This is a genomic window from Flavobacterium sp. 28YEA47A, assembly GCF_041262125.1.
Classification (GTDB): Bacteria; Bacteroidota; Bacteroidia; order Flavobacteriales; family Flavobacteriaceae; genus Flavobacterium.
Genome location: NZ_JBGCCI010000006.1, coordinates 20524 through 35890, shown reverse-complemented (window position 1 = coordinate 35890; position 15367 = coordinate 20524). Strand labels below are relative to the sequence as shown.

12 protein-coding genes are annotated in these 15367 nt (G+C 40.7%); 9 read left to right on the top strand and 3 right to left on the bottom strand.

Translation table 11 applies throughout. The annotated features are described in order from the left end of the window. Window positions 1-12: 12 nt before the first annotated feature. The 6 genes from ccoN to ABH942_RS09960 are packed head-to-tail and all read left to right on the top strand — an operon-like array spanning window position 13 to window position 6004. On the top strand, window positions 13-2205 hold the full coding sequence (ccoN, locus tag ABH942_RS09985; RefSeq protein ID WP_370031571.1) for a cytochrome-c oxidase, cbb3-type subunit I: 2193 nt from the start codon (window positions 13-15) through the stop codon (window positions 2203-2205). 4 nt (window positions 2206-2209) lie between these two features. Continuing rightward, window positions 2210-2413 (top strand): CcoQ/FixQ family Cbb3-type cytochrome c oxidase assembly chaperone, encoded by a 204-nt coding sequence (locus ABH942_RS09980; protein ID WP_370031570.1) that lies wholly within the window; start codon window positions 2210-2212, stop codon window positions 2411-2413. After that, window positions 2410-3345 (top strand): cbb3-type cytochrome c oxidase N-terminal domain-containing protein, encoded by a 936-nt coding sequence (locus ABH942_RS09975; RefSeq protein WP_370031569.1) that lies wholly within the window; start codon window positions 2410-2412, stop codon window positions 3343-3345. Before ABH942_RS09980 ends, ABH942_RS09975 begins: the two co-directional genes overlap by 4 nt. Before the next feature lie 26 nt (window positions 3346-3371). Continuing rightward, window positions 3372-4790, top strand: a complete 1419-nt coding sequence (gene ccoG, locus ABH942_RS09970) for a cytochrome c oxidase accessory protein CcoG (protein ID WP_370031568.1) — start codon at window positions 3372-3374, stop codon at window positions 4788-4790. A gap of 53 nt (window positions 4791-4843) precedes the next feature. Next, window positions 4844-5296 (top strand): FixH family protein, encoded by a 453-nt coding sequence (locus tag ABH942_RS09965; protein WP_370031567.1) that lies wholly within the window; start codon window positions 4844-4846, stop codon window positions 5294-5296. Between the two features lie 6 nt (window positions 5297-5302). Continuing rightward, window positions 5303-6004 carry a sulfite exporter TauE/SafE family protein gene (locus ABH942_RS09960; protein WP_370031566.1) on the top strand — a complete coding sequence of 234 codons (702 nt, stop codon included), beginning with the start codon at window positions 5303-5305 and terminating at the stop codon, window positions 6002-6004. Between the two features lie 229 nt (window positions 6005-6233). Here the strand turns inward: ABH942_RS09960 and hemN are convergent, their stop codons facing one another. The 3 genes from hemN to ABH942_RS09945 form a co-directional block, all read right to left on the bottom strand. Continuing rightward, entirely contained in the window at window positions 6234-7601 is a 1368-nt protein-coding gene (gene hemN / locus ABH942_RS09955; protein ID WP_370031564.1) for an oxygen-independent coproporphyrinogen III oxidase, read from the bottom strand. A gap of 100 nt (window positions 7602-7701) precedes the next feature. Continuing rightward, window positions 7702-8598 carry a helix-turn-helix domain-containing protein gene (locus tag ABH942_RS09950; protein WP_370031563.1) on the bottom strand — a complete coding sequence of 299 codons (897 nt, stop codon included), beginning with the start codon at window positions 8596-8598 and terminating at the stop codon, window positions 7702-7704. Between the two features lie 77 nt (window positions 8599-8675). Next, window positions 8676-9494, bottom strand: a complete 819-nt coding sequence (locus ABH942_RS09945; RefSeq protein ID WP_370031560.1) for an SDR family NAD(P)-dependent oxidoreductase — start codon at window positions 9492-9494, stop codon at window positions 8676-8678. A 202-nt stretch (window positions 9495-9696) separates the two neighbouring features. On the opposite strand from ABH942_RS09945, the gene ABH942_RS09940 reads away from it, so the two are divergent. The 3 genes from ABH942_RS09940 (at window position 9697) to ABH942_RS09930 (ending at window position 15367) form a co-directional block, all read left to right on the top strand. Continuing rightward, window positions 9697-11112: an aldehyde dehydrogenase family protein gene (locus ABH942_RS09940; protein ID WP_370031558.1), complete on the top strand. Its 1416-nt coding sequence runs from the start codon at window positions 9697-9699 to the stop codon at window positions 11110-11112. Window positions 11113-11187: 75 nt separating this feature from the next. Then, window positions 11188-11994, top strand: a complete 807-nt coding sequence (locus ABH942_RS09935; protein ID WP_370031556.1) for a helix-turn-helix domain-containing protein — start codon at window positions 11188-11190, stop codon at window positions 11992-11994. A gap of 622 nt (window positions 11995-12616) precedes the next feature. Further along, window positions 12617-15367: a T9SS type A sorting domain-containing protein gene (locus ABH942_RS09930; RefSeq protein WP_370031554.1), complete on the top strand. Its 2751-nt coding sequence runs from the start codon at window positions 12617-12619 to the stop codon at window positions 15365-15367.

Genomic DNA, 15367 nt, shown 5'->3' with positions numbered 1-15367 from the left:
CCAAAATCAAGCATGGAAGTACAACAGTTTTACTATGACAACAAGATCGTAAAGAAATTCCTTTACGCGACCATCATCTGGGGAGCGGTAGGGATGCTTGTGGGGCTTTTGATTGCCTCTATGTATCTCTTCCCTAACCTTACGGAAAACATTTCATGGCTCAGCTACGGAAGGCTGCGTCCGCTGCATACCAATGCGGTTATTTTTGCCTTTGTAGGTAACGCTACTTTTGCAGGTATTTACTACTCGTTACAGCGTCTTCTTAAAGCAAGAATGTTCAGCGATGTGCTAAGCAAAATCAACTTTTGGGCCTGGCAGTTTATTATTGTAGCTGCCGCCATTACGTTACCGCTGGGCTATACTTCTTCAAAAGAATATGCTGAACTGGAATGGCCTATAGACATCGCGATTGCAGTAGTATGGGTAGTATTTGGTATCAACATGATAGGAACGATTCTCAGAAGAAGAGAACGCCACCTGTATGTAGCCATCTGGTTCTACCTTGCTACTTTTGTAACGGTAGCCGTACTGCATATTTTTAACAGCCTTGCCCTTCCGGTTGGAGCGTTAAAAAGTTACTCTGTATACGCCGGAGTTCAGGATGCGTTGGTACAGTGGTGGTACGGACATAATGCTGTGGCCTTTTTCCTTACAACTCCGTTCTTAGGACTGATGTACTATTTCGTACCAAAGGCAGCCAATCGTCCGGTTTATTCCTATAGATTGTCTATTATCCACTTCTGGTCATTGATTTTTATCTATATCTGGGCTGGGCCTCACCACCTGCTCTATTCTTCATTGCCGGATTGGGCACAAAACCTGGGCGTTGTATTCTCCATCATGCTGATTGCTCCGTCCTGGGGTGGTATGATTAACGGATTGCTGACATTACGCGGCGTTTGGGATAAAGTACGAACAGAACCGGTATTGAAATTCTTTGTCGTAGCCATCACAGGTTATGGTATGGCAACATTTGAAGGACCAATGTTATCGCTTAAAAATGTCAACGCTATTGCCCACTTTACAGACTGGATCGTAGCTCACGTACACGTAGGTGCTTTGGCATGGAACGGATTCCTGACATTCGGTATGATTTACTGGTTATTACCACGTATGGCAAAAACATCATTGTATTCTAAAAAACTGGCTAACTTCCATTTCTGGATTGGTACTTTAGGAATCATCTTGTATACGTTGCCAATGTATGTTGCCGGATTCCTTCAGGCTTCTATGTGGAAACAGTTCAATCCTGACGGTTCTTTAGTGTATGGAAACTTCCTTGAAACCGTAAAACAAATTATGCCGATGTACTGGATGAGAGCAATTGGAGGTACCCTGTTTATCATCGGACTTTTTGTGATGATCTATAACATCGTAAAAACCGTGAAGCAAGGAAAAGCAATCGAAGACGAATTAGCCGAAGCTCCTGCTTTGCAGAAAATCACAAATAAAAGATTGAAAGGCGAAAAATTCCACCCTTGGTTGGAAAGAAGACCTATACAGTTAACGATATTGGCAACTATAGCCATCCTGATTGGTGGTATCATACAGATTGTGCCAACCATTATGGTAAAATCAAACATTCCGACAATTACATCCGTCAAACCTTATACTCCACTGGAGCTGGAAGGACGTGACTTGTATATCCGTGAAGGCTGCGTAGGTTGCCACTCACAAATGATTCGTCCGTTCCGTTCTGAAGTGGAACGTTATGGTGAATATTCCAAATCCGGAGAATATGTCTATGACCACCCATTCCTTTGGGGCTCTAAGAGAACCGGGCCAGACCTGATGCGAATTGGAGGCAAGTATTCTGACAACTGGCATTTCAACCACATGTGGGATCCAAGAAGCACATCAGCCGGATCAATCATGCCGTCCTACAAATGGCTTTTTGACAACAAACCGATGGATTATTCCGATATCCAGAAAAAAATGGAAGTCATGGTACAGTTAGGTGTTCCTTACACCAAAGAAGAAATTGCCAATGCACAGGCAACCATCAAAGAACAGGCGTTAGCCATAGAAAAAAACCTGTATGCTGATCCTGATTTCAAGAAAAGTTATGAGGAAAGCCAAAAGGCAGCAGCTGTCAAAGGCGAAACCTTTGTGCCAATGCATCAAAGAGAAATTGTTCCAATGATTGCTTATCTGCAACGTTTAGGAACCGATATCAAAGTCAAAGAAGCAAAAACCAACAACTAACGTCATGCTGAAATTTATCAAACACAATATGGAAACCATCTCGGGTATCGAGATCTATCCCATCATTTCACTGCTGATTTTCTTCCTGTTTTTTGTAGTCCTGTATGCCTGGACGTATACGTACAAGAAAGAAAAGATTACAGAACTGAGCCATATTCCTTTTGAAAGCGAAAACGAAATCGATAACCTTAAAAACGACAAGCCATGAAAAAAATCTTTCCGGTATACCTAAGAGTACCGATTATCTTTTTTGCCGTATTTCTGGCTATGGAGTATTTTATAGATTCTGGCGACAGGCCCGCTTTTGTGAAATATCCAATGATTTCAGTCTTTTTGGTTGTCTTCCTATTCCTGCTTATTGCCATTGAAATAGTCGTGGCAGCGGTAGATAATGTGACCTATCACTTATTGACAGACGAGCAGCGCAAACAACTGGAAGAAGCCAATGAAATAAAAATTACCGACAGTAAGCTGTTTCAAAAAATCAAAAAATGGTTTGTCAAAGAAAGTCCTATCGAAACCGAAAACGACATTTTGCTCAGCCATGATTATGACGGTATTAAGGAGCTCGACAATGACCTGCCGCCCTGGTGGACGAAATTGTTCTATGCCTGTATTGTATTTGCCTTCATCTATCTGGCTAAATACCACATTTTTGGACATGACGACCAGGCCAAAGAATTTGAAACCGAAATGGCCGAAGCCAAACTAGCTGTTGAAGAATACAAAAAAACAGCCAAGGACCTGATTGATGCCGAAACGGTAACGCTGCTTACCGATGCAGGCGATATTGCAGCAGGAAAAACAATATTTGAAACTAACTGTGTGGCTTGCCACAGGCCGGATGCCGGTGGTGCTATTGGTCCTAACCTGACTGACGACCATTGGATTTTGGGAGGCGGCATCAAAAATGTTTTCCATACCATCACAGAAGGTGGTCGTGATGGTAAAGGAATGGTAGCCTGGAAAGGCACATTAAAACCTTCTGAAATCCAGCAGGTCGCTAGTTATGTACTATCACTGCAAGGTTCAAATCCTAAAGACCCTAAGCCTACTGAAGGTGAAATATGGGTAGATGAAAAGGCACCAAAGGCAGCAGACACAAAAACGGAAGAAGCAAAAACGGTAGCCCAAAATTAAGGGCTGCCGGCTAAAAAATAAGAATTATGCCAAAATTGCGGGATGAGTCTTTTCGCGATGCGATTGGGACAGTAGATGATAAAGGAAAAAGATTATGGGTCTATCCTAAGATACCTACAGGAAAACTGTATGAAAAGCGGAAGATTGTCAGCTATTTTTTACTGCTGTTTTTGTTTGCAGCTCCTTTTATAAAAATTAACGGCAACCAGTTTCTGCTGTTTAATGTGATGGAACGTAAATTCAACATTTTTGGATTTCCGTTCTGGCCGCAAGATTTCTACCTGTTCGTGATTTCAATGTTGGTAGGAGTTGTGTTTGTGGCACTATTTACAGTGGCTTTCGGAAGGATTTTCTGTGGCTGGATATGTCCGCAGACTATTTTTATGGAAATGGTTTTCCGCAGGATCGAATTCTGGATTGATGGCGACCGTGGAGCGCAAATGCGACTTGACAAACAAAAATGGGATGCAGAGAAAATCCGAAAACGGGTATTGAAATGGATCATCTTTTTTATCATTTCTTTTTTGATTGCCAACGTATTTCTCGCCTATCTCATTAGCAGTGACGAATTAATAAGGCTGGTAAAAGAACCGCTCTCCAATAACCTTAGCACTTTTATTGCCTTGTTGATTTTTACCGGAGTTTTCTACTTTGTTTATGCCTGGTTTCGTGAACAGGTTTGCATTATCGCCTGCCCATACGGTCGATTGCAAGGCGTACTGCTGGACAACAAATCGATTATCGTGGCTTATGACCATGTGCGTGGTGAAAAAGAAAAAGGCCGTGCCAAAATCGATAAAAGAGAAGACCGGACACTTAGCGGTAAAGGCGATTGTATTGATTGCAGGCAATGTGTCAATGTTTGCCCAACGGGAATTGACATCCGCAACGGAACTCAGCTGGAATGCATCAACTGTACGGCGTGTATTGACGAATGCGATGCCATTATGGAAAAAGTCAGCTTGCCAAAAGGATTGATCCGTTATGCTTCTGAAGACGAGATTACAAAAAACAAGAAGTTTGAATTTACTGCCCGTATGAAAGGCTATACTTCTGTTTTGTTGATTCTTACCGCAATTTTTATAGGATTGTTATTCCTGAGAAATGATGTGGAAGCGACCATATTGCGACTACCCGGACAATTGTTTGAGCACAAGGGCGAAAATATCAGCAATGTATATACCTACAAGATTGTCAACAAGACGGTAAACGATTTTGAAGATATACATTTCGAACTGCTCAGCCCAAAAGGAACCATAAAAACCGTAGGGAAATCGTGGTTCGGTATTGCTAAGGAAGGAATGGCACAGGGAACGCTGTTTGTAGAAATCCATCCGGCTTTTCTGAAAGGCGACCGCACTACTATTGAAATAGGTGTTTTTGAAGGTGGAAAACTCATTGAAACCGAGCGTACCAACTTCCTTGGTCCTAGGAGCTTTAATTAAAATAATCGCACCGTCAGGTTCACAAGATCTGATGGTGCTAAAAAATAGAAATCATGAAAAAAATAAACTGGGGAACCGGAATCTTTATTGCCTTTGCAGTATTCATGTCATTTATCTTGTTCTTTGTCTTTTTGGTACAATCAGACCATAAATACGATAACGAACTCGTCATTGAAGATTATTATAAATACGAAACAGGACTTCAGGCACAACTCGATAAGGAGGATAATGCTTCAAAACTCGAACAGAAAGTATCTTTTGAAGCCGGAGAAAATGGCATTACAGTAACATTTCCCGTAGGCTTCGACTATAAAAATATTACAGGAAAAGTGTCCCTTTACAGGCCGTCAAGCCAGAAATTAGACTTTGAGATTCCAATCGCATTGTCTTCTTCCAATTTGCTCATACCTAAAAGTGATTTGGCTGGCGGCCGATGGGACATTATTGCCGACTGGAATTACAACGGTACCGGCTATATCAATAAAAAACAGCTCACGCTTGATTAAACCCTAATGTTATACTCTGCTTTTTTCTTCGGGCTTATTTCCAGCTTCCACTGTGTGGGAATGTGCGGTCCTATTGCCATGATGCTGCCACTCGACCGTAGCAGTCAGGCGAAAAAGACAGCCCAGCTCCTGCTCTATCATTTGGGGAGATTAACGGCTTACGGCAGTCTGGGACTTCTATTTGGTCTGTTAGGAAAAGGTTTTTATCTGGCCGGAATGCAACAGCAATTGTCTATTATTGTTGGTGTTTTGATGATATCGATTGCTGTCATTCCGGAAAAGATTTTTATGAGGTATAATTTTTCAAGACCAGTCTATACCATCATTTCCAAAGTAAAATCTGCACTTGGGAAACAATTCAAGAAAAAAAGCAACAGTTCCTTATTTCTCATTGGACTTTTAAACGGATTTCTACCCTGCGGATTAGTCTATGCCGCTTTGTTTGGCGCTCTAGCCATGCAGAACGCACCTCTTGGAATTGCGTATATGGCGCTTTACGGACTGGGAACTATCCCAATGCTAAGTGCTGCGGCTTATGCCGGCAGTTTTTTAAGCAACGGCTTCAGAAGTAAATTACAGAAAGTGATTCCTGTCGTTACCGTAATCATAGGAACATTATTTATTCTTCGCGGTATGGGATTGGATATTATGTATGTTTCGCCTGGCGATATGAGTTTGTTTGTGAAGAGTGCTCCAGATTGTAAATAAAGGAGCTAAGGCACTAAGGCTCTGAGGTACTAAGGTTTGGTGTGGTTTTTGGAAAAAGAGATTTCTTTATAAATAATTTTGTTTATTGTTTACCTCTCAACAAAAAACTTAGAACCTTTTTACTTCAATATCTTTCAACCTTAGCACCTTAGAGCCTTTTTACCTTTAACCTCAATACTTTTCAACCTTAGCGCCTTAGAACCTTAGTACCTCAGTACCTTAAAAATCTCTACACCACCAATGAAAACACCTGCGTTTCCGGTATTCTGCGTTTTAAACGGAGGTCAAACGCCATACAGGCATTACGCAAAAATGGTTTTCCGGCTTCGGTAATGACAAGTTTGTTGTTTTCAATGTGTAGCAGACCGTCATTTTCCATTTCGGATAATTCGTTGAGTACGGCAGGAAGTTCCGGGAAATGCGCTTCTGTATGGTTCCATTCGGTTTCAAAACGGCACATGAGGTTGAGTATGTGCTGTCTGATAATCAAATCTTCTTGGGTAAGGATATGACCTCTGTTTACGGGTACCTGGTTCCATTCGAGCAATTGATAATAATCATCCAAATCTTTTACATTCTGGGCAAAACCATACCAACTGTCGCTTATAGACGAAACGCCCAATCCAATCATGAGTTGTGTTTTGGAATGGCTGTAGCCCATAAAATTACGGTGCAGTTTTCCTTCTTGTGCTGCTTTATAAAGTGAATCGGTTTCCAATGCAAAATGATCCATTCCAATTTCATGATAGCCGTTAGAATGCAGTAAGGCTTTGCCTATTTCGTATAATTTGCGTTTTTCTTCATCTTTTGGAATATCCTCATCTTTATAGCCTCGCTGTCCGTTACCTTTAATCCACGGTGTATGGGCATAGCTGTAAAATGCCAAACGGTCTGGCATCAGTGAACGGGTCTTTTCGATAGTATCGACCACATTTTCCAAAGTCTGAAACGGCAGGCCGAAAACCAAATCGTGCCCAACTGACGTATAGCCAATTTCCTTTGCCCATAAAGTCGCCTTTGCCACATTGGAAAAAGGCTGGATGCGATGGATGGCTTTCTGTACGGTTTCAGAATAATCCTGTACGCCAAAACTCACCCTGCGAAATCCAAGGTCGTATAATTTTTGAAGATGTTCTTTTGTAGTGTTGTTGGGATGTCCTTCAAAACTAAATTCAAAGTCTTTCGCTTTGGTTCCGGTTTTTAATATGCCATTTACCAGATCTTCTAAATGCTTTACGGCAAAAAAAGTAGGTGTCCCACCTCCTAAATGGATTTCCTTGATGATAGGCTTTTCATCCATTTCATGGCAATACAACTGCCATTCTTTTAAAACGGCTTCCAGATAAGGTTGTTCTACACTATGGTTTTTGGTAATGCGCTTGGTACAGCCACAAAATGTGCAAAGGCTTTCGCAAAATGGCAAGTGAATATAGATGCTGATGCCTTCTGCGCTATTGCTTTCACGAAATGATTTTTTGAAAGATTGCATCCATGCCTCATAACTGAAATCGCTATTGTCCCAATACGGAACAGTTGGATAACTCGTATATCTTGGGCCGGGAACATTATATTTCTGGATAAGGGAATTGCTTGGCATAATCGGTAATTTTATGCCAAAGCTACTGCTACCGTTCTCTTTAAAGAATGATAATTGTCATGTTAGCTGATTTTAACAGCATGACTTTGAATAGAATATCTTAATTCACGAAATTTTTGCGGTATTCGTTTGGACTCATGCCTACTTCTTTTTTGAAAAGCCTTGAAAAATACGGCGGATTGTCAAAACCTAAGGCATAAGCCGTTTCAGAAACCGAGTTTTCAGAACCTTGCAACAAGTTTTTAGCTTCAGAAATTAAGAAGATATGGATCAGTTCGATTGCCGTTTTTCCTGTTTCCTGCTTCAAAAGATCACTCAGGTAGCGGGGCGAAAGGTTGAATAAATCTGCCAGTGATTTGACTGTTGGAAGTCCTTTTTCTTGCAGTTTTCCTTTTTCAAGATAGGATGCCAGCAAATCATTAAACTTAGAAACTGTCTTTCCAGACAATTCCGTCCTGTTGATAAACTGCCGTTTATAGAAACGTTGTGAATATTTCAGTATGGAATCGATATGGGCAATGATAATTTCCCGGCTGTATTCGTCCTGATTATTATAATATTCCAGCTCAATTTTGCTGTGTAGGTCCCAAATAATTTGTTCTTCGCGTGCCGAAAGATGGAGCGCCTCATTGGCCTCATAATCAAAATAGCCGTATTTTTTTATCTCAGAATGCAGATGGTAGCCGTTTAGGAAATCTTCATGGATCCAGATGATGAATCCTTTTTCTTCGAGTTCTACATTGTTGATTTCGATTACTTGTCTTGGCTTCATGAACATCATCGATCCATTGTCATGGTCGTATTTGGTTCGCCCGTAAAGCACATAACCCGATTTGATTTTCTTAAAAGCAATCATATAAAAATCGGTAGTGAACTCGCTCTGTCCAATAGAACATTCGGACAGCTTTTCGCACATTACCAGGCTAACCAACGGATTTTCCGGCGGCGGATAGCCAATGGAACGGTGCAGTTCGCTTATGGTCTTAAAATGTCTCATAAAAAAGTAGAAGAACTACGCTTTTAAAGGCGTAGTTCTTTTTAAAATTAGGTACGTAAATATACTAAAAAAACAGATTAATTTCCGTGGGCTTTTATGGATACTTCTTCCCATTCTTCCCATTCTGAAAGGCGTTGCGCATATACTTCTTTTACCCAAGGCAGGGCAACTTTTCCAAGAAACAGACGCAATGGAGGATTGGCAGCATCAACCAATTTCAATATGGCTTCTGTAGTCGCTTCCGGTTTTCCGAAAGAATCCGTATCAGCCATTTGGGCGTGCAAGGCAGCTCTCACATTATCATAGGCTGTGTTAGCTTCTGACTGAAGTGCAGTAGGCCCCCAATCTGTAGAGAAACCGTTTGGTTCCACCAAAGTTATAGCGATACCAAATTCCTTAACTTCACTGGCAAGCGTTTCGCTTATAGCTTCAACGGCAAACTTGGATGCGTTATATATACCTAAAGTTGGCAATGTAGCCACTCCTAATACGCTCGACAGCTGAATGATATGTCCGTGGCCTTGCGCTCTCAAAATAGGAAGTGCTGCCTGCGTAATCCATAACAATCCAAAAACGTTGGTTTCCATCATGTCTCTGGCTTCTTTTTCAGAAGTTTCTTCTATGGCACCAAACAGTCCGTAACCAGCATTGTTGATGATAACATCCAGTTTTCCGAAATATTCTTTGGCCTGGCTAACAGCTGCAAAACTTTGTTCACGGTTAGTCACATCCAATTGTATTGGCAATATCGCATCGCCGTATTGTGCTTTTAATTCTTTGAGCGAATCCAGATTTCTTGCTGTTGCAGCAACTCTATCGCCTCGTTTAAGGAAGGCTTCTGCCCATATTTTCCCAAATCCTCGGGAAGCTCCTGTAATAAATATGATTTTTGACATCAGTAAATATGTTTAGATTAATAACAGGACAAAGTTAGAATGGAGACCCGCCGTAAAATTTATACAAAAGGCGGTAAAGCATATACATTTTGTTTTGAGGCATGAGCCATACAGCAAAGTAACTTTGAGCTTTCCAGCAAAGCACATCGGCTGTTTGTATCCGAATTTTGTCCTATAAAAATGAATCAAATAATGTATAGATATGAAAACGATTGACAAAATCTACATCAATGGCGAATTTGTAAAGCCAAAAGGAAATCAGGTATTTGACCTTATCAGTCCATCAACCAATCAGCTAATCGGACAGGTTACTTTGGGAAATAAGCAGGATGTTCAAGATGCTATTGCAGCAGCCAAAGAAGCCTTCAAGACTTTTTCTCAAACAACCAAAGCAGAACGTATCGACTATTTGAAACGTTTGCATGAAGTCGTTTCGAAACGAAAAGACGAGCTTATTGATGTGATGGTTGAAGAATATGGCGGCACGTATCAATTCTCTAAAATGAGTATGGAATTTACGTTGAGTTCCTTTACTTCTGCCATTGCTACTTTGGAAAAATTCGACTTTACAAAAAAGATGGGCTTTTCTGAAGTACAGTTGGTTCCACTAGGAGTTGTAGGTATTATTATTCCTTGGAATGCCAGCAACGGCTTTATTGCCGGAAAGCTAGCCACAGCAGTTGCTGCCGGATGTACGGTAGTTATCAAACCAAGTGAAATGAGTGCCTTGCAGACACAAATCATGACAGAATGCTTGGATGAAGCAGGATTGCCTGCCGGTGTATTTAATATTGTAAACGGATTGGGCGATGTGGTTGGCGCCGAAATCAGCAGCCATCCGGATATAGCCAAAATTTCATTTACCGGTTCCAGCAATGTAGGGAAGATTATTGCCCGCGAAGCTGCGGCTACTCTTAAACGTTATACTCTGGAACTTGGAGGCAAATCGCCAAATATCCTTTTAGAAGATGCCGACTTTACCAAAGCTATTCCAACGGCTATTGCAGCTGCCTTTATGAATAGCGGACAGGCTTGCGTAGCAGGAACCCGACTTTTGATTCCGGAAAGCCGATTGGAAGAAGCCAAAGAATTAATACAAACGATACTTCCTTTATTTCCGGTTGGCAATCCTAAAGAAGAAACCACGGCTGTTGGGCCAATGGTAAGCAAAAAGCAATACGAACGCGTACAAAATTACATCCAATTGGGTATTGACGAAGGCGCTACACTGCTTGCAGGCGGACTTGGGCATCCAGAAGGATTGGAAAACGGAAATTTCGTAAAACCTACCGTTTTCTATAATGTAGATAACAAAATGCGTATCGCACAGGAAGAAATTTTTGGTCCGGTGTTATCCATTATTACCTATAAAGATGAAGCCGAAGCTGTTGAAATTGCCAATGATACCGTTTACGGATTACAGGCTTATGTAAGCTCTGCCGATAACGAAAGAGCGAGACGTGTTGCTTCTCAGATTAATGCCGGACGCGTATTGGTCAACGGATTAAATCACGATCCAGAAGCGCCATTTGGAGGATTTAAACAATCCGGCATAGGAAGAGAATTTGGAATTTATGGTTTGGAAGCTTATTTGGAACCAAAGGCCTTAATAGGATAATTACAATTAATAATGTTTCAGGAATACGGCAAAAAACGGCTGTATTTCTGAAGCTATTTTTTTAACTTTACGCTCATGACAGCAATAAGAGAAGACCTTCCGCAAGTATTATATTCCTGCTACTACCAGCGCAGCAGAGAGGGCGAACATTTTATTCCCGAACATGTTTTTAGCTACCAGATATCGGGTACGATGTCGGCCTGGGATGCTAAAAATGCCTATGAAAGCAAAGAGGGCGATTTCCGTCTTAGCATTCGAAATCGGCTGGCTAAGTTTGCCAAACAGCCGCCGGAAAACGGAGAATTCAAACTTCTTTCCTTATTTCTGGATCGGGATACGCTACGTGAAGTGAGTCGGGAAATCAATTATACAGCTACAAAAACGGCTACGGAAAGGGCAATTCTTCCTATTGCTTCCAATCCGCTTTATGTCAGCTTTATGGAATCCCTGCTCGCCTATCTGCAATTGCCGCAGGAAAACAACAAGGAGCTTTTAAAGTTAAAAACCAAAGAAGCCATATATCTTTTGATTAAGATCAACCCGGAACTGAAGGACATTTTATTTGATTTTAATGAGCCCGGCAAAATAGACCTGGAAGCTTTTATGAACAGAAATTTCCATTTCAACGTGCATCTCAAGCGTTTTGCTTATTTAACAGGACGAAGCCTGGCTACATTCAAACGTGATTTTCAGAAAATATTTCAGGATACGCCAAGCCACTGGCTACAACAACGCCGATTGCAGGAAGCGTATTATCTAATTACTAAAAAGGCCAAGACACCATCTGAAGTTTATATCGATGTGGGTTTTGAAGACCTGTCGCATTTTTCATTTGCGTTTAAGAAAAAGTATGGAGTATCGCCTTCGAAAGTGCAATATTAAAGCTGGATGTTTTAGCCACAAATTAAATAATTACACAGATTTAAGTAGGCTATCCCAAATGAAAAAAGACACAAAAAGCCTGCTTCCAATAACTTTCTATTTTACATGAACTCCATAATCAGCTCCTCAGAGCCCTGCATCTTAGTACCTTAAAAAATACTTCAAACATCTTCTCTTAATCAATAAGATTTAAATTCCAATTCAAAAATACAGGAAAAATAAATTAAAGAAATTAACGAATGTACAAGCGTTTGTTTTTAGTTGAGATTTGTAGAAATTTAAAACATATTCGTTTTTTATCACTACCTATTTTTGAAGATTTTTAACCTAATCCCAACCCTTCTTACGGAAATCCGTAATCTCAATTCAATCACTTATTAATGTAAGAGATTTCTAATTAAATTTTAGCTATTCCTCTCTTATCCCGCATAAAACAAGGATTTAACGTTTAAACAACCTTAAAAAAATTTAAACATATAATAAACTTCTTAACCTTAAGGTCACGCTTTATTAAAATAACATCTCCATACGTAAAAGTTCTTTAACGAAAAGGTAATCTAAAGCTCAAGAGCCTTGGGTATCAATCCTATAACTTTGACTTCTAAACTTTTAACTTTTATTGATGAAAACAATTCTACGAACAAATTACATCAAGTCACTGGGACTAGCGGTACTTGGGTTATTTTTCGGCACTGCATGGGGGCAGGCCACATTGCCAGTAAACAGGACTTCATGGGGATCTGAGCCCGCCGGATGGACAAACAACGGATGCGCACACAGAACTACAAGCTCTGCCTGTTCAAACAACAGTGCAACGACTTTTGATGGGACAGGTGACAACAGGATACTTTTTATTAATGCTGCTCCTGGAACTTTGTCGATGACCTTAAAAAATCAAGGAATGTCAGGGCAATCTTATCTTTTGGTAGAACAGTCTGCTAATGGTACTGATTATACTGAATTAGGAAGATATGGTACAGCTACGGGTGCAACATCAATTACGAATGCCCAATGTTCTGATTTTGACTTGGCTTTGCTTTCTTCTACGCGTTACATCCGATGGAGTTATACCAAAGCTACCGGTAACTGTGATATGGATGATGTTATCGTTACAGCGGCACCGGTCGTTCCTGCGTTTACAGTTAGCTCTACATCTATTTCCAATTTCGGTAATATCAATGTAGGTTCTTCATCTAACAGTTCGTCTGTTAATGTGGCAGGTACTAACCTTACCGGTAATATTACTGCAACAGCTCCTACAAATTTCCAGGTGAGTACAAACAATTCAACATGGTTAAGCTCTGTGAGCTTTACTCCAACATCAGGTACGCTAACCAGCAGACCGCTTTATGTGCGTTTCTCACCTCTAAGTACTGGACCTAAGTCTGGCTCTATTACTTTAGCTACTTCAGGAGCTTCTAACCAGACCATCTCCGTTTCTGGAACAGGAGTTATTACTTCTACTACATGGAACGGTTCAACATGGAGCAACGGAAATCCAACCGCTACAATTGATGCAATTATCAGTGGAAACTATAATACGAATACAGCAGCACCGCAAGGTCCTATTGTATCAAAAAATCTTAGCATTACTTCGGGTACCGTAGTTATCGGTACTAACGGATTGAATGTAAAAGAAACATTGTCAAAAACTGGCGGAACTATCGATGCTACGGCTGGAGACATTACTTTCTCAGGAACTACAGCACAGGCGCTTCCGGCTAACTTTTTTGTAAACAATACTGTAGAGAAATTAATCCTAAGCAATACTGCAGGGTTAACATTAGACGGTACGACCAACCTAACAGGAGTTCTTGATGTAATATCAGGTAATTTAGCTACTAATGGCAACCTAGTATTGAAATCGACAGCTTCAGGTTCTGCACGAATCGCTGCTGTAACTGGTTCAATTACAGGAGAAGTTACCGTAGAACGTTATATTCCTCAGGGAAAACGTGCTTTCCGATTTTTAACACCGGGAGTTACTACCACCAACTTTATCAGCAACAACTGGCAAACCGGAACTCATATTACAGGTTCTGATACAGGTGCAAACGGATTCGACACTACATTGACAGGAAATCCATCTATGTATGTGTATAATAACGACACGCCTTCAGGCAGCGGTTGGAGTGCAATAGCAAATACAAATGCTACTAATTTAATGGCCGGAAACGGTTACAGAATCTTGATCCGCGGTGACCGAAATGTAGACTTAGGACAGACTTCTGCAGCCGACATGAATGCAGCCGTGACCTTATCTGCAAAAGGAACTTTAAAAACGGGTCAGGTTGTATTTGATGCTGTGAGTACTCCAGCTATCAACGCTACTGAAAATACTACAACTAACGGTTATAGCCTTATCGGAAATCCATACGTAAGCCCGGTGAATTGGGATTTAGTAACTAAATTAGGTGTAGAAGATGTATATTATGCATGGGATCCTAATATGGGTACTGCAGCACAAAGAGGTCGTTATGTAGCCTACAGCCAGACTGTGGGAAGCAACAACTTACCTGAATCTGCAGTTAACCAGTATATCCAACCAGGACAGGCGTTTTTCGTAAAAAACTCCATAACAGGAATAGCCGGTGCAGTTACTTTTGAAGAAAACAACAAAGCTTCACAGTCTACAAATGTTTTCAGAACCAACGCTACGGAAGAAAAATCAGTATTCCGTATAGCTGTATATGATGCTAATGAAGCAGAAGCAGGATATCCTATCGACGGTACAATTGCTGTATTTGGAAGCAATTATAATAATGCTATCGGATTAGGTGATGTTGAAAAACTTTATGGTTCAGGCGAACACTTAGCATTTGGACGAAACAACAAAATCCTAGCTATTGATGCTTTGGCTCCTGTTGCAGCTAATGATGAATTGCAAGTAAAAACACTTCAATTCACGGCTGGTAAAAGCTATACTTTCAAAATCAATGCGGCTAACTTCTCAGAAGACATGCAGGCTTATCTTATTGACCAATATGCCAATACAGAAACCCAGTTGAACTTATCTGGAACTAATTCTGTAAATTTTGCAACAACATCAGAAACTAGTTCTTACGGAAACGACCGTTTTCGCGTAGTATTCCGTTCTGCTGCTTTAGGAAATGGAGAATGGAACAGCAGCACTGTAAAAGTATATCCGAATCCAATACAGAACAACCAGTTCAACATTGCATTACCAAACAATGTTACCGGAAAAGTAGCTATCACGTTATTCAACCTTGTTGGACAGGAAATCTACAAGACTAGCGTAGAAAGTTCAAGTATCATAACCGTAAATCCATCATTGCAATTAAGCCAAGGAATCTATATCCTTCAGGTATCTAACGGAACCAGCTCGGTAAAACAAAAAATTGCAGTAAAATAA

Excerpts from the sequence above, each read along its gene's own strand:
- ABH942_RS09980 (WP_370031570.1), top strand. The coding sequence starts at position 2,210 with ATGCTGAAATTTATCAAACACAATATGGAAACCATCTCGGGTATCGAG.
- ABH942_RS09960 (WP_370031566.1), top strand. The coding sequence starts at position 5,303 with ATGTTATACTCTGCTTTTTTCTTCGGGCTTATTTCCAGCTTCCACTGT.
- ccoN (WP_370031571.1), top strand. The coding sequence starts at position 13 with ATGGAAGTACAACAGTTTTACTATGACAACAAGATCGTAAAGAAATTC.
- ABH942_RS09945 (WP_370031560.1), bottom strand. The coding sequence starts at position 9,494 with ATGTCAAAAATCATATTTATTACAGGAGCTTCCCGAGGATTTGGGAAA.
- ABH942_RS09975 (WP_370031569.1), top strand. The coding sequence starts at position 2,410 with ATGAAAAAAATCTTTCCGGTATACCTAAGAGTACCGATTATCTTTTTT.
- ABH942_RS09965 (WP_370031567.1), top strand. The coding sequence starts at position 4,844 with ATGAAAAAAATAAACTGGGGAACCGGAATCTTTATTGCCTTTGCAGTA.
- ABH942_RS09950 (WP_370031563.1), bottom strand. The coding sequence starts at position 8,598 with ATGAGACATTTTAAGACCATAAGCGAACTGCACCGTTCCATTGGCTAT.
- ABH942_RS09930 (WP_370031554.1), top strand. The coding sequence starts at position 12,617 with ATGAAAACAATTCTACGAACAAATTACATCAAGTCACTGGGACTAGCG.
- ccoG (WP_370031568.1), top strand. The coding sequence starts at position 3,372 with ATGCCAAAATTGCGGGATGAGTCTTTTCGCGATGCGATTGGGACAGTA.
- hemN (WP_370031564.1), bottom strand. The coding sequence starts at position 7,601 with ATGCCAAGCAATTCCCTTATCCAGAAATATAATGTTCCCGGCCCAAGA.
- ABH942_RS09935 (WP_370031556.1), top strand. The coding sequence starts at position 11,188 with ATGACAGCAATAAGAGAAGACCTTCCGCAAGTATTATATTCCTGCTAC.
- ABH942_RS09940 (WP_370031558.1), top strand. The coding sequence starts at position 9,697 with ATGAAAACGATTGACAAAATCTACATCAATGGCGAATTTGTAAAGCCA.